This is a genomic window from Escherichia sp. MOD1-EC4550 (genome assembly GCF_963876935.1).
In the GTDB taxonomy this organism is placed as follows: domain Bacteria; phylum Pseudomonadota; class Gammaproteobacteria; order Enterobacterales; family Enterobacteriaceae; genus Escherichia; species Escherichia coli_F.
This window is the reverse complement of record NZ_CAWNSE010000016.1, coordinates 177,297-202,293: the sequence shown is the minus strand read 5'-3', so window position 1 is coordinate 202,293 and position 24,997 is coordinate 177,297. Positions and strand designations below refer to the sequence as shown.

The window sequence follows — 24,997 nt, the reverse complement described above, 5'->3', positions numbered from 1 at the left end:
TTTTATGTTTGCTGGATTAAGGGGAATTAATCTTTGCTTATTGGTGCATCTAAGGGATACGGGTTTTTATGCAGCCGGTTGTAATTCAGCGCATACATGGCGGTGATGACCATCAGGGTGACAAATGACCACATAACCTCTTTCGCGCCGGACCCTACTACGGCCCAGATGCAGTAGAGGAAGGCAATGGTAGTAACAGCCAGATATGCAGGGCGTGCTTTACCAAAGTGGCCGTGGCCGAGCAGCAGTAACGCCGCACAGGTGTAAAGATATGGCACCAGTGTAAAGATGACCGACACGGAAGAAACCAGACCGAATTCTTTGGTCGCGTTTGGCGAAATGCTGCTGAGCTGGAAGATGGTCATCAAAATTCCGACGATAATCAGCCCCGCCACTGGCGTACCCGCTTTGTTTACACGAGCAAAAATCGGTGGGAACAGCCCGTCATCGGCAGCGGCTTTCGCCGTTTGACCCGCCAGCAATGTCCAGCCGCCCAGTGAACCTAAGCAACCCGCAGCTGCGCAGAAAGAAACAATGGCCCCGGCGGTGTCACCCAGCGCCATCCGTGCGGCATCACCGAATGGCGAAGCAGAAACGCGCAGTGCGGCATTAGGGATCATCCCCATAATCGCGGTGGTAGAAAGTACATAGCAAACGGCGGCAATCAATACCCCACCAATGGTGGCGATAGGGACGTTGCGTTTCGGGTTTTTCACCACACCTGCGGCAACGGAGGCACTTTCCACACCGATGAACGACCACAGCGTAACGTTAAGGGTACTTTGAATCGCGCCGAAGGTGCCCAGGCCGCTGACGTTCCATGCCGCCATATAGGTTTCACCACGGAACCAGAACCAGCCAAATACGGCAATCCCGACGATGGGGATCAGCGCCAGCACGGTGGCAACGGCCTGCACGCGGGTGATCATTTTCGGACCGACAATGTTCAGCAGGACGAAGATCCACAGCACCACGACGCAGGTGATGGTTAATACCAGTGGATCTTTCAGAATCGGGAAGAAGTAACTTAAATATCCTACGCCAATGACCACCATGGCGATATTGCCGATCCAGCAGGCCAGCCAGTAGAGGACGTTGGTTTGATAACCGAGAAACGGGCCAAAGCAGCGGCGGGCGTAAGCGTAAGAACCACCAGGACTTGGGTCGAGGAACGACATTTTGGCGTATACCATCGAGAGCCCCAGCGCACCGATAATCGTCACCAACCATCCATAAATGGCAATCCCGCCAGTGGAGGCCAGGTTTGCAGGTAACAGAAAAACACCTGACCCCATAATATTCCCCGACACCATCAGGGTGACGGGGATTAAGCCCACTTTGTGAGCATCAGCATCCGAAGACATAATTAAACTCCTGCGAAGGCGAGCTTCGTGACAATAAATTACGTCATATCATACGCCTGCATTCGATAGTTGAATTATTATCGACCGGGTTATCGCTGATGCCGTTATTAATATAGCTCTTCGTTAAGGTTAAAAATCAGGCGACAGTGCGTTCTCTGTGCTGACTAACATAATGCAGAGGCGTCATACCGTAGAAGTCTTTAAAGACAGAAATAAAGTACGACGTACTGTTGTAGCCACACGACTGTGAGACCTGAGAGATATTTTTACCGTCCATCATTAATTCATTGACGGCATAACGCATGCGGCAGGTGGTGATTATTTGGCTATAACTGGTGTTTTCGCTTTTCAGCTTTTTCTTTAACAGACTTGGGCTAAGACATAAACAACTGGCTACCATACTAAGATTCCAGTCTTTGTGGATATCGCTTTCAATAATTTGATAAACGCTGTCACTTACACAATTACGTAACATATACATCATTAATGAAAGGAATTTTTTACTGTCGAGAAAACGGGATAGCACAGTGAATAATAATGCACGTGTTCGTTCCTTTTCTGACTCAGTTTCAGCGGGCATCATGCTATGTTGCGCGGCAACGCGAAAGACGTCTGGCGTCAGGCATGGCAGGGTGAGGATGGGCGTAGCACTACGTTGCCATACTGGTATTTGCGAGAGATCTTTATTCAGAAACCGGAGGTAATCTTTGATGATGTCGTGACTAATATGAGCAACCAAAGTGTTATTAAGAGAGGAGAGGTCGATAATATTATTTTCACAATTTAATAACGCCATATGGTTAGCTTTAAGGCTAATAGGTTCTTTCCCATTCACCCTTATCCAGACATCTTTTTCAGTCAATAAAACAATACAAGGTTGGTCGCTGCAAATCCTCATACATGTACTCCTGAGTGCGAATAAAAGACCAGTTCTCGCTAAAGCAAAGCGATACCGGGAAATGGTTATATAATTGTATGATGAATATAAACATGCATAAAAATAACGAGTTTTACTAATATTACAAATTTTTATAGTAATTTCTCATGTACATATTTTTTTACAGGATAAATAACAGGCGAAAAAAAGCGCGGGGTGGGACCGCGCAAAAAGTATGACATTTTTGTTTGCAGCAATTTTTATGAAAACGTTGCCATACTAAAAAGGCCTCAAGCCAGGCGGCGTAATGTTATTTAACAATTACGCCTTCAGCGGAATAGTGGTTACGCTTTCACACACATGACGTGGTAAATACCGTCAATAATTTCAGTCCCTTCAGTTTCGTGTTCAAATCCAGGGAAATGATGGTCCCAGGATTGCAGGGAGCGTAAATAACTTACCTGTGGACTGTTTTTATCGCCGAAGTTTTCACCAGACAGTAGCATCGGGATTCCTGGCGGATACGGGATAACTGAGTTTGCCGCGATGCGTCCAGGCAGATTTTCAATGGATACCAGTTCGACATTGTTATCGACAATTGCGTTGTACGCTTCACGCGGGGTGATTTCCGCCACCGGCAGGCCGGAATAGGCTTCGTTCAACCGTGCGCCAGGGTTATTTTCTTTTAGCCAGGCAAACATGGTGTCACCCAGATCGTGAATCCCCATATTCGCGTAAGTGTCAGGATATTGTTCAACAAGTTCCGGCATGACCTGCGCCAGCGGTGTGTTGGCGTCGTAGTGGCGTTTGAAGGAGCAAAGGGTGTTAACCAGAGTTCCCCATTTCCCACGGGTTACGCCCATAGAGAACAGGAACATAATTTGGAAGTCAGTGGTGCGGGTAGGCACAATGCCGTGGCGACCAAGCCAGGCAGTGACCAGCGCCGCCGGAACACCGGTTTCTTCCAGTTCACCATCTTCACCCATTCCCGGTGCGAGAATGCTGACTTTAATTGGGTCGAGCATACTCCAGTTATCCGGAATATCTTTGAAGCCGTGCCAGCTTTCGCCCGGATGCATTACCCAGCAGTCCTGAACGGTGGTCAGCAGTTTGGTTGGCGCGTCAGCAAAGTCGTAGGTTTTGCCGGTTTGTGGATCGGTGACCACTTCTTTGTTCCACGGTTTGAAGAACCAGCTACCGTCATGGGTGAACTCTTTATACAGCCGTGCCATCGCTTGACGGAAATCAACCGCTTCGTCGATCACTTCCTGGGTCAGTGACAGGCCACTGTTGCCGTCCATCATCGACACCGCCACGTCGTTAGATGCACAGATGGCATACAGCGGGGAGGTGGTGGCATGCATCATGTATGCCTGGTTGAAGCGGGAGAAGTTAATCGCCCCACGACCTTCACGCACATGAATGTAAGAGGCCTGTGACAGCGCATTCAGCAGTTTGTGGGTTGAGTGGGTGGCGAAAACGGTAGGACCGTTGTGATCGCCAGGTTCACCGCGCATGGCATAGTGATCGGCATAGATCGGGTTGAAACGTGCATAGCCGTACCAGGCTTCGTCAAAGTGCAGACGATCGGAAGTTTTTTCCAGCAGATCCTGCGCTTCTTTAGCGTTATAACACACGCCGTCATAGGTGCAGTTGGTTACCACGCAGTAAGACGGTTTTTGCCCGGCTTTGTCTTTGGTCAGCGGGCTTTCACTGATTTTCTTCTGCAAGGTTTCAGGTTGCATTTCCTGCGGATAGATTGGCCCGATAATGCCGTAGCGGTTGCGGCTTGGCACCATGTAGACCGGTTTCGCGCCCGTCAGCATCAAGCCTTGTTCGATGGATTTATGGCAGTTACGGTCAACGACCACTACATCGTTATCGGTCATGCAAGCCTGCATGATGGTACGGTTAGAGCCGGAAGTACCGACGACTACCGACCAGGAGCGATCGGCACCAAATACGCGTGCGGCATATTTTTCGCTTTCGCCAAATGCGCCAGTATGGTCAAGCAAAGAACCGAGGGAAGTCCGTTCGATGCCCATGTCGGTGCGGAACAGATTTTCACCATAGTAGTCATGGTAGAAACGTCCGGCGGGTGTTTTGGTAAAGCCAACGCCGCCCTGGTGGCCTGGCGCTGCCCAGGAATATTCATGGATGTCGCTATATTTCATCAGCGCGCTGAACAGTGGCGGCAACAGCTGCTGGCGGTAGCGGGTCATTGCGGCAACGGCGCGTCCGGCGATAAAGTCGGCGGTATCTTCCAGAATCCAGGCGAATTCATCGACAAGCTCCAGCAGATCTCGGTCCATTGCGGCGAGGGCTTTTTCCCGATCGCCCAACAGGAAGACCGGCACGTTTTGTTGGCGCTCATGAAGCTTACCGATCAATTGTCTGACGTTTTGATGTTCGTCCGGATGTTCCATTTGATAGCTGAACATCAGGCAGTCAATGGCTTCGTTTGAAGAGAGAATGGCAAAGCCATCATCAAAGGAGGTGGATTTAATCACGGTAACATTTTGCTGGCTTAAAGCATCTGCCAGACGCTCAACGGCGTTACCGACCCAGGTGTCCTGATGGAGAAACTCGCTTTCAACAATTAATACTTTCATCATTGCTTACCCGGTTATGAAGGAATCTTCGTTGCGGGCAAGTATCTTCCGGCCTTTTCGGGCTGTAAAGCGCATGAAAAACAAACATTTTTTAAATATTCATTTTTATAAACAATATGTTATGTGATTATTTTGATTTATTTTCACTGCTTATTATCGACGGCTAAACTATTTTTTTGGCTGATACTGATATCGTCTTTAGCCGGGAAACGTCTGGCGGCGCTGTTGACTAAGTTTGCGGTATTGTTGCGGTGACATGCCGACATATTTGCCGAACGTGCTGTAAAAACGGCTACTCGAACGAAAGCCTGCCGTCAGGGCAATATCGAGAATACTTTTATCGGTATCGCTCAGTAACGCGCGAACGTGGTTGATGCGCATCGCGGTAATGTACTGTTTCATCGTCAATTGCATGACCCGCTGGAATATCCCCATTGCATAGTTGGCGTTAAGTTTGACGTGCTCAGCCACATCGTTGATGGTCAGCGCCTGATCATAGTTTTCGGCAATAAAGCCCAGCATCTGGCTGACATAAAATTGCGCATGGCGCGAGACGCTGTTTTTGTGTGTGCGCGAGGTTTTATTGACCAGAATCGGTTCCCAACCAGAGAGGCTAAATCGCTTGAGCATCATGCCAATTTCATCAATGGCGAGTTGGCGGATTTGCTCATTCGGACTGTTCAATTCCTGCTGCCAGCGGCGCACTTCAAACGGGCTAAGTTGCTGTTTCGCCAGTGATTTGATCACCATACCGTGAGTGACGTGGTTAATCAGGTCTTTATCCAGCGGCCAGGAGAGAAACAGATGCATCGGCAGATTAAAAATCGCCATGCTCTGACAGGTTCCGGTATCTGTTAGTTGGTGCGGTGTACAGGCCCAGAACAGCGTGATATGTCCCTGATTGATACTCACTTTTTCATTGTTGATCAGGTATTCCACATCGCCATCGAAAGGCACATTCACTTCGACCTGACCATGCCAGTGGCTGGTGGGCATGATATGCGGTGCGCGAAACTCAATCTCCATCCGCTGGTATTCCGAATACAGCGACAGCGGGCTGCGGGTCTGTTTTTCGTCGCTGCTGCACATAAACGTATCTGTATTCATGGATGACTCTCTTTCCTGGAATATCAGAATTATGGCAGGAGTGAGGGAGGATGACTGCGAGTGGGAGCACGGTTTTCGTCCTCTTGCCAGAGGGGCGAAGGGATCATCCGAGTACCATGAGGCCGAAAACTCTGCTTTTCAGGTAATTTATTCCCATAAACTCAGATTTACTGACACTTCACGCAGGATCTGAGTTTATGGGAATGCTCAACCTGGAAGCCGGAGGTTTTCTGCAGATTCGCCTGCCATGATGAAGTTATTCAAGCAAGCCAGGAGATCTGCATGATGTCTGCACCTAAAATTACATTTATCGGCGCTGGTTCGACGATTTTCGTTAAAAATATTCTTGGTGATGTGTTCCATCGCGAAGCGCTAAAAACGGCGCATATTGCCCTGATGGACATTGATCCCATCCGCCTGGAAGAGTCGCACATTGTGGTGCGCAAGCTGATGGATTCAGCAGGGGCCAGCGGCAAAATCACCTGCCACACCCAACAGAAAGAAGCCTTACAGGATGCCGATTTTGTCGTGGTGGCATTTCAGATTGGCGGTTATGAACCTTGCACGGTGACTGATTTCGAGGTCTGTAAGCGCCACGGTCTGGAACAAACCATTGCCGATACGTTGGGGCCGGGCGGTATTATGCGCGCGCTACGTACCATTCCGCACCTGTGGCAAATTTGCGAGGACATGACGGAAGTCTGCCCCGATGCCACTATGCTCAACTATGTTAACCCAATGGCGATGAATACCTGGGCGATGTATGCCCGCTATCCGCATATCAAACAGGTAGGGCTGTGCCATTCGGTGCAGGGAACGGCGGAAGAGCTGGCGCGTGACCTCAATATCGACCCGGCTACGTTGCGTTACCGTTGCGCGGGTATCAACCATATGGCGTTTTACCTGGAACTGGAGCGCAAAACCGCCGACGGCAGTTACGTGAATCTCTACCCAGAACTGCTGGCAGCGTATGACGCAGGGCAGGCACCGAAGCCGAATATTCATGGCAATACTCGCTGCCAGAATATTGTGCGCTATGAAATGTTCAAAAAGCTGGGCTACTTCGTCACGGAATCGTCAGAACATTTTGCTGAGTACACGCCGTGGTTTATTAAGCCAGGTCGTGAGGATTTGATTGAGCGTTATAAAGTACCGCTGGATGAGTACCCGAAACGCTGCGTCGAGCAGCTGGCGAACTGGCATAAAGAGCTGGAGGAGTATAAGAACGCCTCCCGGATTGATATTAAACCGTCACGGGAATATGCCAGCACAATCATGAACGCTATCTGGACTGGCGAGCCGAGTGTGATTTATGGCAACGTCCGTAACGATGGTTTGATTGATAACCTGCCACAAGGATGTTGCGTGGAAGTGGCCTGTTTAGTTGATGCTAATGGCATTCAGCCGACCAAAGTCGGTACGCTACCTTCGCATCTGGCCGCCCTGATGCAAACCAACATCAACGTACAGACGCTGCTGACGGAAGCCATTCTCACAGAAAATCGCGACCGTGTTTACCATGCCGCGATGATGGACCCACATACCGCTGCCGTGCTGGGCATTGATGAAATCTATGCTCTTATTGACGACCTGATTGCCGCCCACGGCGACTGGCTGCCAGGCTGGTTACACCGTTAAGAGGTAATCGCCTCCGGCGCTCTGGTTATCAAGCCATAGCGCCGTAGCTGGCGGCAATGAAAGCGAGCAAGGAATATCACCGTAGTTAATGCACCAAGTAGCGCGCAGAACATATCGGATTGTGTGTCCCATTGGTCGCCCTGGGTACCGAGAAAATCATCCGCTCCCTGACCCATTGCCAGCGCTGCCCACCACTCGATTAATTCATACATCGCGCTTATCGCCAGCGCCACGCAGCAGACCAGAAACGCCACCATTTTACGTCCGCGCACGTACATCCCGCGAACGAGAATTTCTCGCGCCACCAGTGCAGGCACCAGCCCCTGGAAAAAATGCCCCAGCTTGTCATACGGATTACGGCTCAACCCCAGCCATTCCTGCACCTCAAAACCAACGGGGACTTTCGCGTAGGTGTATTGCCCGCCGACCATCAGGATGATGGCGTGAAAGAAAATGAGCGTATAGAGCAGCGGCGTTAACGGATAACGTTTAGCGGTGGCAAGAAGTAGCGGCACGACAATAATCACCGGTGTCACTTCCATCAGCCAGGTGAGTTTGTCATTGGCCGAAATGCCGGTATAAATCAGGATTAACGTTAGCGCCAGTGCGCCGGTGTTAAGAATTAACGGCTTGAGTGTGCGGGTCATGGTGAGTTCGCAAGTCAGGGAAAATACTGACTATTCACCAGCAAGCGTGAAATTACAATCGCAAAAGAGGTGGCCCAGGGGGATCACCTGGCAGCATGCTGCCAGGCGCTGGGCCGAAGAGGTTACTTAGTGCAGTTCGCGCACTGTTTGTTGACGATTTGCTGGAAGAAGTCGTTGCCTTTGTCATCGACCAGGATAAACGCCGGGAAATCTTCTACTTCGATTTTCCAGATAGCTTCCATACCCAGCTCCGGATAAGCGACGCATTCCAGATGCTTGATGCTCTGCTGCGCCAGTACCGCCGCCGGGCCGCCGATACTACCGAGGTAGAAGCCGCCGTGTTTATGACACGCGTCGGTAACCTGCTGACTGCGGTTACCTTTCGCCAGCATGATCATGCTGCCGCCGTGGGATTGCAGCAGATCCACGTAGGAGTCCATACGACCTGCGGTGGTTGGGCCAAGTGAACCTGATGGATAACCGGCAGGCGTTTTCGCCGGACCCGCGTAGTAGATCGGGTGATCTTTGATGTACTGCGGCAGTTCTTTACCAGCGTCAATCAGCTCTTTCAGCTTGGCATGTGCAATATCGCGACCCACGATAATAGTGCCGGTGAGCGACAAACGGGTGGATACCGGGTATTGCGAAAGCTGGGCGAGGATCTCTTTCATCGGGCGGTTAAGGTCGACTTTCACCGCTTCGTCTTCACCGGCCTGACGCAGTTCTTGTGGAATGTACTGGCCTGGATTGTGTTCCAGTTTTTCGATCCAGATACCTTCGCGGTTGATTTTCGCTTTAATGTTACGGTCAGCGGAGCAGGAGACGCCCATACCTACCGGGCAGGATGCGCCGTGACGCGGCAGACGGATAACGCGAATGTCGTGCGCGAAGTATTTACCACCAAACTGCGCGCCAAGACCGAGTTTCTGGGCCTCTTCCAGCAGTTCCTGTTCCAGCTGGACATCGCGGAACGCCTGACCATTTTCGTTCCCTTCCGTCGGCAGTTCATCATAATAGTGAGCGCTTGCTAACTTGACGGTTTTCAGGTTGGTTTCCGCAGACGTACCGCCAATCACAAACGCGATATGGTACGGCGGGCAGGCTGCAGTACCGAGTGTACGCATTTTCTCGACGAGGAAGTTTTTCAGTTTGCCGGGAGTCAGCAGGGCTTTGGTTTCCTGGTAGAGATACGTTTTATTGGCAGAGCCACCGCCTTTGGCGACGCAGAGGAATTTGTATTCGTCGCCATCTACCGCGTACAGGTCGATTTGCGCAGGCAGGTTCGTGCCGGTGTTGACCTCTTTGTACATGTCCAACGGCGCGTTTTGTGAGTAACGCAGGTTATCTTCGATATAAGTGTTATAGACACCTTTCGACAGCGCTTCTTCATCGCCACCGCCGGTCCACACACGCTGACCTTTTTTACCGACGATGATCGCGGTGCCAGTATCCTGGCAGGTTGGCAGCACGCCTTTGGCGGCGATTTCTGAGTTTCTTAAGAATTGCAGCGCCACGTACTTGTCGTTTTCGCTGGCTTCTGGATCGTGAAGAATAGCAGCAACCTGTTTCTGGTGTGCCGGGCGGAGCATGAACGAAGCGTCATGGAAGGCTTGCTGCGCCAGCATGGTCAGGGCTTCTGGTTCCACTTTCAGGATAGTTTCGCCGTCGAATTCGGCAACGCTGACGTAATCGGAAGTGAGTAGATAGTATTCGGTATTGTCTTTCCCCATCGGGAAAGGTGCCTGGTAGATAAAGGGTTTGTTTGACATAGCTTCCAGCCTGTAACTCTGTATTTGTTATTCGAAAATGGCGTGCCGCGCAGTCACGGGCGGCACGCAAAGTGCATTTATAAGAACCCGTACATCGCAGCGAAGATCCAGCCGAAGACGCACGATACGCTCACACCAATCAACCCCGGCAGAATAAAGCTGTGGTTGATGACGAAGCGACCGATGTGGGTGGTGCCGGAACGGTCAAACTGAATCGCTGCCAGGTCGCTCGGATAAGTCGGCAGGATGTAATAACCATAGCAAGCCGGTGCTGAAGCCACGATGTATGCCGGGTCAACGCCGATCGCCAGCGCGACCGGAACAATCGCCGCTAGCGCCGCGGCCTGAGAGTTTACAAACTTGGAAACCAGCAGCAGAACAATGGCATAGGCCCACGGATACTCTTTCACCATTTCACCCAGTACGCCCTGAATTTCAGACATATGCGCACCGAACATGGTTTCCGCCATCCATGCGATACCGTACACCGCCACGATGGCGATCATACCGGAACGGAAGACTTCGTTTTTTGAGATAGACGCAGGATTGGTTTTGGTCAGGATAATAATCAGCGCCCCGGTTAGCAGCATAAACATCTGAATAACCAGTACCATCGACAGCGGTTTGCCACCGAAGGATGGACGCAGGTCCGAATCAGCACCAAGAAGTGCAACTACAGCGATTGCCCCGAGGAAGATCCACATTGCCAGCCAGTTGCTTTTCGGCAGTTTTTTATCCAGCAGCGTCGCGGTATCACCGTAAACATACTCACGGTTTTCCGGTACGGAGATGAATTTCTGGAACTCTTCATCTTTATCCAGATCTTTACCGCGGAACCAACTGAAGATACCGATCGCCAGGATACCGATTAACGTCGATGGAATGGTGATTGCCAGCAGGTCGAGGAACTCAAGATGGCGACCATCAAAGGTGACATTACCCAGCATCGCAACCAGAGATACAACCGCAACCGACACTGGGCTTGCGATAATCCCCATCTGTGCACCGATAGAACTTGCCGCCATCGGACGTTCCGGACGGATGTTGTTCTTAATAGCAACGTCGTAGATGATCGGCAGAATGGTGTAAACCACATGACCCGTACCGCAAAGAATGGTCAGCGTACAGGTCACAAACGGCGCGACAATTGAGACATATTTCGGGTTACGGCGCAGCAGCTTCTCGGCAATTTGCAGCATGACATCAAGACCGCCCGAAGCTTGCAAGGTCGCCGATGCCGCCACCACCGCAATGATAACCAGCATGACATCAACCGGTGGTTTACCTGGCTGAAGGTGGAAGACAAAGACCAGAATGACCAGGCCGATACCGCCTAATAAACCCAGCGCGATACCACCCTTTCTGGCACCATAAAACAGACATATCAGTATTATGATAAGTTGGATAGTAAATAACATGTGTAAACCCTCGCGATAATCCTATTTAAATTTTTGCTGAATAGATCACAGTCACGTTCTGTTTTGTATGAACTGTTTTCAGAGCTTGACTAAATATCCGTTTGGTCGTTACCGGCTTGAGTAAATACCTCACAGTGAATATTGGCTGATTAAAGCAGCGGCAAATTTATGCACTGTGATAAGCGGTTTTTTCAGAGAGAAATACTCTCTGGCGATGGGTTTATAGTTTGTACTACGCAGATGTTAATGTTTTGTTTGCTACTATCTTATTGATACTTATCGGTATATTTTTTGTTCTCAGGGTAGGTATCATCAGGTTTATAGATTATTCTTAACTACCCATTTGTGGGTAAAAATACACATAATGCGGGCGACATAATAGTTAATTAACTTTTGTTAGCGTTTTGAAATTAAAAACACCGTTCATCCGAAGAGATATTAATTTCAGCGGTGAGAGAGGGGTAATTATATTTGATCTGGCACAAGTTTTACTGATAAACGATGTAACTTGTGCCAGGGGTATTTTGCATTACTGTAATAATTATTACTTACAGATAACCGTGATCGTTATTGGCAATATTGTTTAAGTAGTGAGTAATGTTCTGCCTGAATACGATAACGATAAACCGGACGACCTGTGACGCCATAATGGATACTGGTGAACAAGATGTGGCAGTTGACCAGCCAGATGAGATATTTACGGCAGGAAACACGCGAGATGTTAACCTCATTAGCCAGCTCGTCGGTTGAAAACTCATAGTCCTGATGCGCGTCAATCCACTGGCACAGCGTGCGTAACGTCTGCGGCGTTAAGCCTTTTGGCAAGCGACGAGGATCCTGCTCGTTGGAGCTGCTGCCGTGGATTAGCTGATCAAGCTCGGCCTGGTCATAATACTGATGTTTTTCCAGCGCCATTTTCTTTTGCCGCCAGCCGGTGAGCGCCTCTTCAAAGCGGGTAGCCTGGAAGGGTTTGATCAGGTAATCCACGACTCCGTAATGCAGCGAATCTTTAATGGTTGCGGCATCGGCAGCGGAAGAGATAACAATCACATCACTTTTGCAACGCGCATTATGCAGAACAGGCAGTAAATCGAGCCCGTTCTCTTTTTGCATATAGATATCGAGCAATATCAGGTCGATAGGCGTATCGCTATTGAAGATAATCTCTTTGGCTTTCTCCAGCGTCGAGGCCGTTCCACAGCATTGAAAGCCTGGGATTTGTGCCACGTATCGGCGATTCAGCTCCGCGACCATTGCGTCGTCATCGATAATTAATACATTGATCATCTGTTCGACCTCTCCCCGTCCCAGGGTATCTGGACAAAAAATTGTGTGAAAATCCCGGGTTCCGATTCCACGGCGATGCTGCCGCCGAGATTTTCTACCTGTTGTTTGACAAGTGCTAAACCGACGCCTCGCTCGCTTCCTTTTGTCGAGACACCTTTGTCAAAAATGTGATCGATTTTGTCGGGTGCGATCCCCGGTCCATCATCGTTAACTTCACAGTGCAGCCAGCCGTGACGGTAGTGCAATGTTACGCTAATTTCGCCACCGGGTTCCGGCCCTAATGCTTCCAGCGCGTTTTCTATCAGATTTCCCAACGTGGTAATCAGCGTCGCGACCTGGTCCTCACTGCCGCTGTCTGGCAGCTGGCTTTCACTGTTTAAAATCAGCGTATGGCCTAAATCGGTCGCGCGGTTAATCTTGCTGATTAAAAAACCAGCGATAACCGGAGATTTGATCTTACCCAGCAGAGAGCCAATCTCTTCCTGATAGTTATTGGCTGTTTTGAGAATGTAATCTTCCAACTGCTTATAACTCTTCAGATGCAATAATCCGAGAATCACATGCAATTTATTCATAAATTCGTGGGATCGTTCACGAAGTGCGTCAGCATAGTTGACCAGACCATCGAGTCGCTGCATCAGTTTACGTACTTCAGTTTTGTCCCTGAAGGTTGAAATGGCACCGATGATAACGCCATTACTGCGCACCGGAACGGTGTTGATCAGTAATAGCCGGTCTTTAATCGTAATCTCTTCGTCGCGCCGCGGGGTACCGTCGCGTAACACTTCCGAGACATCTACCACCTGTGACCACGAGTGGCTTAGCGTCGACAGTTTCTCATCGTCCTGCGACTTACGGTAATTCAGCAATTCTTGTGCGGCATCGTTGATCAGCGTGACCTCGCCGCGATCGTCCACGGCAACGACGCCTTCTTTGATCGACTGCAACATGGCCTGGCGTTGCTCAAACAGCGTGGAGATTTCGTAGGGTTCCAGGCCGAAAAGGATTTTTTTCAGTACCTTAACCAGAATGCAGGTGCCAATCAGCCCGACCAGCATGCCAAATAATACCGACCAGATGATGCTCCAGCGACTGTCATTGATCTGTTGGGTCACGCGACTTAACTCAAGGCCGATCGCCACCACGCCAATTTGTTTATGATTTTCATCGTAGATGGGGGTAAATACGCGTAAAGCCTGCGCCAGAAAACCGCGATTGATAGCGACATTTTCTTCGCCATTCAGCGCTTTAAGGATGTCATCACCTTTAAATGGCTGACCAATACGCTGGGCTTCAGGATGCGAGTAGCGAAGACTTTGCATATCGGTAACGACAATAAACAGCAGATCGTTGCGTTTGCGCACGGCTTCCGCGATGGCCTGGATGCCGCTCTCCTGCGGTTTTTTCTGCAAGCCCTGACGGATTTCCGGCGAGTCGGCGAGAGTACGCGCCACTGCCAGTGCCTTGTTGGCTAGCCCGTCTCGCGTCATATCACTGATTTGCGAGAAGTAAATCAGATGCACCACCAATAGCACCGAGAACAGTACCGCGCTGACCATTAAGATCACAGTGGTACTCAATTTCATCGGACGTTTGCGTAACATACGGTAGGGCAATGAATGTCTCATCAGCTTCCTTGTGTGACAAATTTCTTAAGCATTATCTCTGATGAGGCGGGTAATTCAAAGGGAGTAAGAATGATTGGCTATATAGGGGAAGAGACTCTGGCAACGGAAACTGCCAGTGCTGTATGAAGATTCCGGGGCTATGCTTATAGTGAAAACCATACTGATGAGAGAGGGAAGGTCATGGATCAGGCGCTACTGGACGGGGGTTATCGCTGTTATACCGGCGAAAAGATCGAGGTCTATTTCAACACTGCAATATGTCAGCATTCTGGCAATTGCGTACGTGGCAACGGCAGGTTATTTAATCTCAAACGAAAGCCGTGGATCATGCCGGATGAAGTTGACGTCACCACTGTGGTTAAAGTGATTGATACGTGCCCGAGCGGCGCGCTGAAATACCGTCATAAATAAGCGAGGGTAAAATGGAAATACGCGAAGGCCACAATAAATTTTACATTAATGACGAACAGGGCAAGCAAATCGCTGAAATTGTCTTTGTGCCGACCGGCGAGAATTTAGCGATTATCGAACATACCGATGTCGATGAAAGCCTGAAAGGACAGGGGATTGGTAAACAGCTGGTTGCGAAAGTCGTGGAAAAAATGCGTAAGGAAAAACGAAAAATTATCCCACTATGCCCATTTGCGAAACACGAATTTGATAAAACGCGTGAGTATGATGATATTCGCAGTTGATGGGAGAGTACAGAGTCACGATATTTTTCTTGCTCTCCGCGGTGTGATGCAGGAGAGAATCTGAAGGGTAGGGGGATGCACAAAGAATGGTCAGAGAGAGCGTTTTCTTGTCCCAAGTCATCCCCTTTACTGAGCAAAAAAAAAAGAATATCTCCTATATGAGAATCATCGATCGGGGTTAATAAGTTGTGCGTCCCCAGAGCGTTTAATATTGATAGGAGTCATATTATGGAAGGTAAAAACAAGTTCAATACTTATGTTGTTTCTTTTGATTATCCATCATCTTATTCCTCAGTGTTCTTAAGGTTAAGATCATTGATGTATGATATGAATTTCTCCTCTATCGTGGCTGATGAATATGGGATACCACGACAATTGAATGAAAATTCCTTCGCAATAACGACATCGTTAGCCGCAAGTGAAATCGAAGATTTAATCAGGCTCAAATGCTTAGACTTACCGGATATTGATTTTGACCTCAACATTATGACCGTTGATGACTATTTCCGTCAGTTTTACAAGTAGTCAGGAAGGATAAGAAGAACATAAAAAATGGCACTATTCTCTAAAATATTAATTTTTTATGTGATTGGTGTGAACATATCCTTTGTAATTATCTGGTTTATCTCACATGAGAAAACACATATTCGTTTACTTAGTGCATTTCTGGTCGGAATAACCTGGCCAATGAGTCTGCCTGTGGCATTACTTTTTTCTCTCTTTTAGGAGCTGTAGTTGAGTGGACCCGCTGGTTATCTTGAAACGAAGCGTCTCTCCTCGAAACTGGATTTGTGGAACGACGAACGAAGCAGTCGTCTGACTGCTTCGTTCGTTAAAATGAAATTTATTTCTGTGGACGCATCGCCGGGAAGAGAATAACGTCGCGAATAGTATGACTGTTAGTAAACAGCATAATCATTCGGTCGATACCAATACCCAGACCCGCGGTTGGCGGCAGACCATATTCCAGCGCAGTCACGTAATCTTCGTCATAGAACATGGCTTCGTCGTCACCTGCAGCTTTAGCGTTAACCTGTTCCTGGAAACGTTCCGCCTGATCTTCTGCGTCGTTTAATTCGCTAAAACCATTACCAATTTCACGACCACCGATGAAGAATTCAAAACGGTCGGTGATTTCCGGGTTAACATCATTACGGCGCGCCAGCGGTGACACTTCTGCCGGATATTCCGTGATAAAGGTTGGCTGAATCAGATGTGCTTCTGCCACTTCATCAAAGATCTCCGTGACAATGCGTCCCAGCCCCCAGCTTTTCTCTACCGTAATTCCGATAGATTCAGCTAATGCTTTAGCAGCATCAAAATTATCCAGGTCCGCCATATCGGTTTCTGGACGATATTTTTTGATTGCTTCGCGCATGGTGAGTTTTTCAAACGGTTTGCCGAAATCAAACACATGCTCGCCATAAGTGACTTTAGTGGTACCCAGTACCTCTTGTGCCAGAGTGCGGAACAGTGATTCCGTCAGTTCAATCAAATCGTGGTAATCCGCATACGCCATGTAGAGTTCCATCATCGTGAACTCAGGATTATGACGAACAGAAATACCTTCATTACGGAAGTTACGGTTGATTTCGAATACCCGTTCAAAACCACCTACAACCAGACGTTTCAGATATAGCTCCGGCGCAATACGCAGGTACATATCCAAATCCAGAGCATTATGATGGGTAATAAACGGGCGAGCAGATGCCCCACCTGGAATTACCTGCATCATCGGGGTTTCTACTTCCATAAAGCCGCGCGCGACCATGAACTGGCGGATAGCGGCCAGAATTTTTGAACGGACAACAAACGTTTGACGGGATTTATCGTTAGCGATGAGGTCCAGATAACGTTGACGATAACGGACTTCCTGATCCTGTAAGCCATGGAATTTATCCGGCAATGGACGCAGTGCCTTAGTCAGCAGGCGTAACTCAGTACAGTGAATGGAAAGCTCACCCGTTTGCGTCTTAAACAGCGTACCGCGGGCACCGATAATGTCGCCGAGGTCCCATTTTTTAAACTGATCGTTATAAACACCTTCTGGCAGGCTATCTCGTGCAACGTACAGTTGAATACGGCCACCGACATCCTGCAACGTTACAAAGGAGGCTTTCCCCATGATACGACGGGTCATCATTCGGCCAGCAACCGAGACTTCAATGTTTAAGGATTCCAGTTCCTGGTTATCCTTCGCATCAAACTCTTCGTGCAACTGGTCAGAGGTATGGTCGCGGCGAAAATCATTAGGAAACGCCACACCTTGCTGACGCAGTGCTGCCAGTTTTTCGCGGCGATTTCTCAGTTCATCGTTAAAATCAATAGCCTCATTGGCTCCCCGTGTTTCTCGTTCAGACATTTTGGTTCCTCTAAATCCAGCTTTCAATTTAGCGTAGATAAAGAGACAGATCGGTACACTGTATTATCTGCCTCGACTATTAATAACTCAGTTTATCTTATCGAAACTAACGCTTACCTCAAGTTGATATCACTAATAAATAACCAACAAGATGGTTTAAATAACTTATTAATCTCGATTTGTCAGTGTGATAAACTGAAAGCCTGTTAATTCATAACAAATTGTTTTTAAAGCAGTTAATCGTTACTCTCCTGTATCATATTGGTTGGTGTGCTAAACAGATAACGGGCAGCAAAGGCCAATACGACGATGATCGCGACACAAGCCAACGTCCACTCTCCCATCTGAGAAAAGAATCGCTGGTAAGCTGCAATTGCCATTCCGCTAATTTGCGACTCTGTCGTCTGCTGTGCCACGACGCCTGCCAGCCAGTTGGCGACCGCGCCTGTTGCCAGCATATAAATACCGGTTAATACGCCAGACATTTTCAGACGCGTGATTTGCGCAATCGCCACCGGGTCAATAAAGAGTTCGGCAAAGCCCATTAGCGCCAGCCCGGATATCATCACGCCCATTGACGCTTGACCGCCAGCCGCTGCATGTCGGGCATCAAATGCCAGCAACATAAAGCCACAAGCCATCAGCAGTAAGCCAAAGGCAAACTTCAGCCAGACGCGCAATGCTGAATTGCCGCGGCTTTCTGGCGACGCCAGCCAGGCCAGAACAACCCCAGCGAGCATCACTGCAATCGCATTCACTGACTGGAATAGCGCAGTCGGCACTTCAATATTGAATGCCTGACGATTCACAAAGCGATCGATAAACAAGCTGATGGTGCTGCCGCCCTGTTGTGCCAGTACCCAGAACAACGTTCCGACAAGCATCAACAATACTATTTGCCAAAGAGCACGACGGTGTTCGGGGTATTTGATCATCATGCGGGCAATGATTTGTGCAGCAATAAGGCAAACGATCGCCAGCAAATATCCGGACCAGTCGTTCTCCAGCAGTAGGGTAAAAAATACTGGGGCTAAACAGAGCATCACCACTAACCAGCTCCATACCGGTAAGGCAAATTTCACGCGAGTGAGCGCTTTTTTATCCATACTACGCGTTGACTGGAAATGACGATGACCGCTTAAGAAAATCAACAAACCGATAAACATGCCGCCACCCGCAAGGGCAAAGCCAACATGCCATCCATACCACTGAGCAGCCAGGCCGCAGGCGATGGGGGCTGCGATAGAACCGATATTGCCCGCAGCATACAGCAGCGAAAAACCGCCATCACGTCGATGATCGTTCTCGTCGTAGAGCTCGCCAAGCAAACAGCTGATGTTTGATTTGAATAAACCGTAGCCACAAATAATGATTGCCAGCGCCAGATACAGGCTAAAGGTTGAATTTGTATCAATGCCCAGCACTACATGGCCAAGGGTCATTAACAGCGCGCCGGCAATTACCGCAGTACGATTGCCGAGCAGGCGGTCGGCAAGCCAGCCGCCGAGAATAGGGGTAACGTAAACCAGAGATGCATATGCGCTGAACAGGCTGATGGCATGGTTATCATCAAAACCAAGCTGATGGGTGAGATAGAGAATGAGTAAGGCACGCATGCCGTAAAAACTGAAGTACTCCCAGATTTGGATCGCCACGATATAGTATATCGCGCGCGGCTGTGAGGGTGTTTTCATGTGTTCTCCTTATGAGCAAAAAAGGGAAGTGGCAAGCCACTTCCCTTGTACGAGCTAATTATTTTTTGCTTTCGTCTTTCAATACCTTAACGGTATAGCGACCATCAGCCTGACGGTATGCACCGTGAATATCGGTTTCAAAGCCCGGATAGTGAGCGCCGATTTCACACAGCATCTGCAGGAACTCCAGCACCGGACGGCTTTCTTCGGTGATCATTTCACCCGGCATTACCAGAGGAACTCCCGGCGGATACGGAAGGATCATATTGGCGTTAATACGACCTACCATTTCGTCGAGGTAAACTTCTTCGGTCATACCGTGCAGCTCTTTCTGGAATGCCGCATACGGAGTCATAACCATTGTCGGCAGAACTTCAAATGCGCGATACATCAGATCCGGCAGATTGTGGTGAACAATCAGTTTGTGGATATTCTGAGCCAGTTCCTGAATACGCATATCTTCATAGAATTCAGGATCTTCACGATACAGAGACGGCAGCATGTTTTTCACACGCAGGTTCAGGTCGAACGCACGTTTGAAGTCAGTCAGAGCACGCAGCAGACTCAATGCTTTGGTCTTATCAATACCGATGCTGAACAGGAACAGCAGGTTATACGGGCCGGTTTTCTCAACAACGATGCCATGTTCGTCGAGGTATTTCGCCACGATGCTGGCCGGAATACCAAAGTCGCTCATGGTGCCGTCTTTTTCCATCCCCGGGGTCAGCAGGGTGACTTTAATCGGGTCAAGATACATGTGCTCATTGTCGATGTTCTTGAAGCCGTGCCAGGAGCTGTCAGAACGCAGCGGCCAGCATTCAGTGGTATCGATATGATCCGGCTGCCATACATCAAAGAACCAGCCATCAGATTCCGTTCTCAGGCGTTTGATCTCTTTACGGAACTTGATCGCACGTTCAATGGAACCGTTGATCAGACGCTTACCAGCATTACCTTTCATCATCGCCGCAGCGGTTTCAGTGGACGCCACGATACCGTAGTGCGGAGAAGTGGTGGTGTGCATCATGTAGGCTTCGTTAAAGGTTTCTTCGTTTACATCACCTTTAACGTGGATCATGGAAGCCTGAGAGAACGCCGCCAGCAGTTTGTGAGTAGACTGGGTTTCGTAAATCACTTTCCCTTCTACACGGCCACCGCTCATACCGCATTTACCTTCGTAAATCGGTGAGAAGTTGGTGTAAGGCACCCACGCGGAGTCAAAGTGGATGGATTTTACATCCAGTGTTTTCTTGATGAAGTCGGTGTTGTACAGCAGGCCATCATAGGTAGAGTTAGTAATTACGGCATGTACCGGCCAGGTCGCGTTTGGTGTTTCTTTTACGCGCTTAGCAATGGTAGCGTGCTGGAATTCACTCTGTGGGATACCACCAAGAATACCGTAAGCGTTACGGGTCGGGCGGAAATAGATTGGCGTAACATCGCTCATCATCATCAGGTGGGTCAGCGATTTGTGGCAGTTACGGTCAATCAGAATGGTGCTGCCTGCCGGAGCAGAGTACATACCAACAATTTTGTTCGCAGTGGAAGTACCGTTGGTCACCATGTAGCTGCGGTCTGCGTTAAATACGCGAGCGATATACTGTTCTGCTTCTTTGTGCGGACCGCTGTGATCCAGCAGAGAACCCAATTCAGATACTGAAATGGAAATATCAGATTTCATGGTGTTCGGACCAAAGAAATCATAGAACAGGCTACCTACCGGGCTTTTCTGGAATGCAGTACCGCCCATGTGACCAGGAGTACAGAAAGTATATTTACCTTCACGAACATATTTAAACAGTGCTTTGGTCAGCGGAGGCAGAATAGTGTTGATATATTCGTCAGTGGTCTGCTTGATCTTGTTAGCAATATCATCAGCAGCACCCAGCGCATATTCAAAGAAGCTAATCTGTAAACGCAGGTCATTCAGGCTGACATCGAGAGTGGAATACGTATTAGCGAACGCGTACAACGGCAGGTTCTCGTTCATTTTGCTAATTTCTTCGCACAGCTCGAGATTATATTTATCCCAGTCAAAAATAACACCGCACAGACGCGCATTGTTTTCGATCAGTTTTAATAAGTCGTCACGGTCATTCGGGTAAACAATCTGGAAGTTCAGACGTTCAAGCGCGCGATGAAGTTCACGGATGGGTTCTTCTTTAAAATAAACCCCCATGTGATTCAATATTGCAATAACGTTCATAGTCATATCTCCAGGTAAAAAAGGCCCCTCCCAACACATGGGACAAAATGAAAGGAGGAGCCTCGGAAAATACTTTTAATTAATGTGCGTTAGACGCTGTGTGGTTATCCATTGAGTGGCTCTGGCGCTCGTGCATTTTGCGAGCGTAGAACATCAGGATAATCAGGCTGACGATGAAGGTACCTGCCAGCTCGAAGGAGCTTGCGCCCATCAGCGCGATGAAGCAGAACACGCAACCCAGTACAGAGCAGATCAGGCTGACAAAGTTGCGGATGTTAACGCCTTCAAAACGAATCAGGTCAACGCAAGAGTAGAAGTACGGCAGCATAGTCAGCAGTACTGCGATACCGGTCAGTTCACCGAACAGGTCAGATGCTTTACCACCGGCAGAGTTCATCAGAGTGATGAGGATCATCAGGGCAGTCATTTTCACTGCAGCCAGCAGCAGACCTTTTTTCGGAATACCGTTGCTGTCGACTTCACCATAAACTTTCGGGAAGTTACCGTCGTTAGCGGCACGCACACCTGCCTGACCTACCAGCATCATCCAGGAGCCCAGAGAAGTCAGGCACGCAAAAGCGGTGAATGCAGAAACCATCGGCGCAGCCCAGTTACCCAGGATAGTAGAAGCACTGATTGCAAACGGAGCACCGGAGCCTGCCATTACAGAAGACGGATACATACCGGAAAGCACCTGAGTCGCAGCGATGTAAACAATACCTGCTAAACCAGTACCCAGCATGGTTGCCAGCGGAACGGTACGTTTCGGGTTTTTAACCATACCAGTACTTACCGCTGCGGATTCAACACCCACGAAGGCCCACAGGCAGAGCAGAATACTTTTAATGATCGCATGACCATCAGTAGTACCTGCGGTATTCCAGTTAGCAGCATAAGTTGCAGCATCAAACCAATGCCAGCCAACAATAGCAGTCATAACTACAGGAATAAGAACCAGCACCAGACCAATAGTGGTTAAACGGCTTACCCAGGTACCGCCGAGCATATTTACAAAGGTAAATACCCAGACGATAGCAATACAAGCGATACCCGCCGGAACAGGATCATTTAATACAGGGAAGAAGGTGGAAAGATAAGATACAGCGGTAATACCAATCGCCAGGTTACCAATCCAGTTAGCATGGTAATAAAGAACACCTGTCTGAAAACCAAATGCAGGAGAAATTTCTCCGGCATAAGCAATTGGGCCACCTTGTTGCGGGTTTTTTGTTGCCAGTCGGGCATATACATAAGCCAACGACATTGCACCAATAATAGAGATAATCCAACCCCAGATAGCAATACCACCGATACTTGCAAGGTTCGCAGGCAATAATGCAATGCCGCTCCCCATCATATTACCGGCAACAACACCGGTACAGGCAAATAGCCCGATCTTCTTGGCAGAACTCATGCTCTTCTCCTAATTTCATTTTTGAATTTGGAGTCCGGGTCATGATGCGTAACTATTTACTGACCAGACCAAACTGGCGACAAGATTACTCAAAAAAAAAGATTAATCCTAAAGATTAGGTGAAATAACACAAAAGTTTCTGTAAGTGAGAACTTGAGGTTTTTTATTAACACATCAGGATCGCAAGTTGATATCATGAAAAGATAAACATTCAATATTTACAATAGATTGCGGAATATTCCATGGTTAAATTTATGTGATAAAAATTATGCGGCAAATAAATTGCCGCAACATATTATACCAAAAATAGCATACAAAAACTCAACAACAAATATTCCCGAGTATGAATCAACCCGGGAGTCACTTATTCTGAAGCGAGAAATTTGTCGAGATAAGGTACAACATAAGGAACAGAAGTCTGGAATATACCATTTTCAATCCAGTAAAGGGTGTTTGCCCCTGGGCGTAAATTAAAGGCGGTGAGATATGCATCAGCTGCTTCCCGGTTCATCCCCTTCATTTCATAAACCTTGCCAAGCAACACATAATTTAGCCAGGACATTTCAAGATCAATGCCAGTATTTATCGCCTGGTAAGACTCATCTGTTTTACCTTTTACCAGAGCACTGACCGCTTTTATTTGATATATAATGGACAGGTTGTTCAGTTCCGGCAGTGTAACAATGTTATCTATTTCTGTATTCAGTGCTGCTAATTGTTTTTCATCTAAAGGATGTTGAGAATGGCGCACGATATCAACTAATGCTTTTTCTGCTCTCGCGTAGGTAAATTCGGGGGATGATTGAACAATCTCACCTAGTAATTCACTGGCACGGTTCAATGATTTATCATCGCCATGCAGTAAATAATCATGAGCCTGATAAAAATTAGTTAATAACGCACCACGATGCGGCAAAATTTGCTGGAGCATCTCCTGCATTCGTTGTGGCCACGGTTGGTTTAACGCTTTTGATAAACTCTCCAGTAAATCATTTTGAATCGCCAGCTGATTACCGTTAGTGATGACATAACGTTTATCCAGCATGGTTGAACCATCTGCATTGTCTACCAATTTTACCGACATAAAGCATTGTTGAGCACGGTATTGGCGCTGATTAACAAACGCAATAGATAATGTTTTACCGGAACTGCTCGGTTCATCAATGTTGTAGTTGATTTTGTCATGCACCATAAAGGTGGAGAAGGTGTTAAGTGATGTCGCCACCAAATCACCCACGCCTATCGCGTAAGAGAGCTGATACGGGGAACTCCAGCTGTTACAACTTTTATTTACCATATTAATGTCAATATCGCGTGGATTGAGCAAAATACGCGATTTGCTCATCGGAAGACGTGTATCAAGACTTGAAAACGCTACCAGTGCTACACAGATACCTAACGACAACAGGAAAAAAAACCATACCCAAAAGGTAGTGAATCGTTTGCTTTTAACTGGGGATTGTTCAGGTGGTGTTGCGGTGTTTTGAATGTTAAGACTTTGGGAGGGAGAATCTGTGTCAGGAACCGCCTCTGGTATAGGGGGAGGCGAAGATAGCATTATTTCCTCTCCCTCTTCTTCGCTGTACCAGATAACCGGCACCATTAATTTATAGCCGCGCTTTGGTACAGTAGCGATATAGACAGGACTATCTTCATCATTATCTTTTAATGACTTACGTAGTTCTGAGATACTCTGCGTCACAACGTGATTGGTGACAATACTTCTCTTCCAGACATTATCGATAAGTTCATCCCTGCTAAGTACTTCGCCACTGTGTTGAGCAAAGAAAACCAGAAGATCGATTAATCTCGGCTCAAGGGTAAGTTGACGCCCATTGCGGCTAATTTGGTTTATGGACGGAGTAACAAGCCATTCGCCAACGCGAACTACAGGTTGTTGCATAATAGAAACTCATTCGAAAAGGGAATGATGCAATGATAATTGCCATGACCTATTTTTACCATCTATAGATGGTCGAGTTTACATATTATCAGTGAATGTTGGACGTTATTTTTACCTGCTATAAACTTCTTGGTTACATAGCTTTACGAAAGGAGTTTAATGAGCACCAGAAGTAATTTACCTTACCATCATTATTCATCATCTTTGCCAAAGAAAAATGTTCAGAAAATAATCCCCGGAAAATTGCTCAGAGCGCTTACTATTTTAATGGATTATTAGTCTTTGCATGAGCAAACGAACTGATACATTACTCTTTGTTCTCATTCAGAAAATCTCATCAGCCGGCGTTCTGCCCGATGTTGTGCTTTATATATGT

General features: G+C 48.1%; 19 protein-coding genes. 5 read left to right on the top strand and 14 right to left on the bottom strand.

From position 1 onward, the window contains the following. Window positions 1–26: 26 nt before the first annotated feature. The 4 genes from adiC to melR form a co-directional block, all read right to left on the bottom strand. Complete coding sequence (gene adiC / locus AACU19_RS14140) at window positions 27–1,364, bottom strand: arginine/agmatine antiporter (protein WP_000093154.1); 1,338 nt, start codon at window positions 1,362–1,364, stop codon at window positions 27–29. Window positions 1,365–1,500: 136 nt separating this feature from the next. Further along, window positions 1,501–2,262, bottom strand: a complete 762-nt coding sequence (gene adiY, locus AACU19_RS14135) for a DNA-binding transcriptional activator AdiY (RefSeq protein ID WP_105279068.1) — start codon at window positions 2,260–2,262, stop codon at window positions 1,501–1,503. Between the two features lie 323 nt (window positions 2,263–2,585). Continuing rightward, window positions 2,586–4,853 (bottom strand): arginine decarboxylase, encoded by a 2,268-nt coding sequence (gene adiA, locus AACU19_RS14130; protein ID WP_077627124.1) that lies wholly within the window; start codon window positions 4,851–4,853, stop codon window positions 2,586–2,588. Between the two features lie 198 nt (window positions 4,854–5,051). Continuing rightward, window positions 5,052–5,984, bottom strand: a complete 933-nt coding sequence (melR, locus tag AACU19_RS14125) for a transcriptional regulator MelR (protein ID WP_258727800.1) — start codon at window positions 5,982–5,984, stop codon at window positions 5,052–5,054. 258 nt (window positions 5,985–6,242) lie between these two features. Here melR and melA point away from each other — a divergent pair, with 258 nt between their 5' ends. Next, window positions 6,243–7,598, top strand: a complete 1,356-nt coding sequence (gene melA, locus AACU19_RS14120) for an alpha-galactosidase (protein WP_000986594.1) — start codon at window positions 6,243–6,245, stop codon at window positions 7,596–7,598. Here melA and AACU19_RS14115 read toward each other — a convergent pair. The 5 genes from AACU19_RS14115 to AACU19_RS14095 form a co-directional block, all read right to left on the bottom strand. Further along, the gene (locus tag AACU19_RS14115; protein ID WP_000198764.1) at window positions 7,595–8,245 is read right to left on the bottom strand and encodes a DUF2238 domain-containing protein; all 651 of its coding nucleotides are present in this window, start codon (window positions 8,243–8,245) and stop codon (window positions 7,595–7,597) included. The two genes, melA and AACU19_RS14115, sit on opposite strands and share 4 nt — an antisense overlap. Window positions 8,246–8,367: 122 nt before the next feature. Then, window positions 8,368–10,014, bottom strand: a complete 1,647-nt coding sequence (fumB, locus tag AACU19_RS14110) for a class I fumarate hydratase (RefSeq protein ID WP_105279066.1) — start codon at window positions 10,012–10,014, stop codon at window positions 8,368–8,370. Window positions 10,015–10,091: 77 nt separating this feature from the next. Beyond that, on the bottom strand, window positions 10,092–11,432 hold the full coding sequence (dcuB, locus tag AACU19_RS14105; RefSeq protein WP_000899522.1) for an anaerobic C4-dicarboxylate transporter DcuB: 1,341 nt from the start codon (window positions 11,430–11,432) through the stop codon (window positions 10,092–10,094). A gap of 567 nt (window positions 11,433–11,999) precedes the next feature. Continuing rightward, the gene (dcuR, locus tag AACU19_RS14100; RefSeq protein WP_000611290.1) at window positions 12,000–12,719 is read right to left on the bottom strand and encodes a two-component system response regulator DcuR; all 720 of its coding nucleotides are present in this window, start codon (window positions 12,717–12,719) and stop codon (window positions 12,000–12,002) included. Next, window positions 12,716–14,347: a sensor histidine kinase gene (locus AACU19_RS14095; RefSeq protein WP_001216477.1), complete on the bottom strand. Its 1,632-nt coding sequence runs from the start codon at window positions 14,345–14,347 to the stop codon at window positions 12,716–12,718. Before AACU19_RS14095 ends, dcuR begins: the two co-directional genes overlap by 4 nt. A 180-nt stretch (window positions 14,348–14,527) precedes the next feature. Here AACU19_RS14095 and yjdI point away from each other — a divergent pair, with 180 nt between their 5' ends. From yjdI to ghoT, 4 genes are all read left to right on the top strand, one after another. Beyond that, window positions 14,528–14,758 (top strand): 4Fe-4S mono-cluster protein YjdI, encoded by a 231-nt coding sequence (gene yjdI, locus AACU19_RS14090; RefSeq protein ID WP_105279065.1) that lies wholly within the window; start codon window positions 14,528–14,530, stop codon window positions 14,756–14,758. A gap of 11 nt (window positions 14,759–14,769) precedes the next feature. After that, entirely contained in the window at window positions 14,770–15,042 is a 273-nt protein-coding gene (locus AACU19_RS14085; protein ID WP_105279064.1) for a GNAT family N-acetyltransferase, read from the top strand. A gap of 228 nt (window positions 15,043–15,270) precedes the next feature. Continuing rightward, on the top strand, window positions 15,271–15,567 hold the full coding sequence (gene ghoS / locus AACU19_RS14080) for a type V toxin-antitoxin system endoribonuclease antitoxin GhoS (protein ID WP_000398619.1): 297 nt from the start codon (window positions 15,271–15,273) through the stop codon (window positions 15,565–15,567). A gap of 27 nt (window positions 15,568–15,594) precedes the next feature. After that, complete coding sequence (gene ghoT / locus AACU19_RS14075; RefSeq protein WP_001173343.1) at window positions 15,595–15,768, top strand: type V toxin-antitoxin system toxin GhoT; 174 nt, start codon at window positions 15,595–15,597, stop codon at window positions 15,766–15,768. Window positions 15,769–15,886: 118 nt separating this feature from the next. On the opposite strand, the gene lysS is transcribed toward ghoT, so the two are convergent. The 5 genes from lysS to cadC form a co-directional block, all read right to left on the bottom strand. Continuing rightward, window positions 15,887–17,404 carry a lysine--tRNA ligase gene (gene lysS / locus AACU19_RS14070; RefSeq protein ID WP_000003806.1) on the bottom strand — a complete coding sequence of 506 codons (1,518 nt, stop codon included), beginning with the start codon at window positions 17,402–17,404 and terminating at the stop codon, window positions 15,887–15,889. 236 nt (window positions 17,405–17,640) lie between these two features. Then, window positions 17,641–19,098 carry a dipeptide/tripeptide permease DtpC gene (dtpC, locus tag AACU19_RS14065; RefSeq protein WP_105279063.1) on the bottom strand — a complete coding sequence of 486 codons (1,458 nt, stop codon included), beginning with the start codon at window positions 19,096–19,098 and terminating at the stop codon, window positions 17,641–17,643. Between the two features lie 58 nt (window positions 19,099–19,156). Then, entirely contained in the window at window positions 19,157–21,304 is a 2,148-nt protein-coding gene (gene cadA / locus AACU19_RS14060) for a lysine decarboxylase CadA (RefSeq protein ID WP_001353520.1), read from the bottom strand. A 79-nt stretch (window positions 21,305–21,383) separates the two neighbouring features. Beyond that, a complete protein-coding gene (gene cadB / locus AACU19_RS14055) occupies window positions 21,384–22,718 on the bottom strand; it encodes a cadaverine/lysine antiporter (RefSeq protein ID WP_000092915.1) in 1,335 nt (444 codons plus the stop codon). Window positions 22,719–23,082: 364 nt separating this feature from the next. Further along, a complete protein-coding gene (gene cadC / locus AACU19_RS14050) occupies window positions 23,083–24,621 on the bottom strand; it encodes a lysine decarboxylation/transport transcriptional activator CadC (protein ID WP_001187201.1) in 1,539 nt (512 codons plus the stop codon). Between the last annotated feature and the right edge of the window lie 376 nt (window positions 24,622–24,997).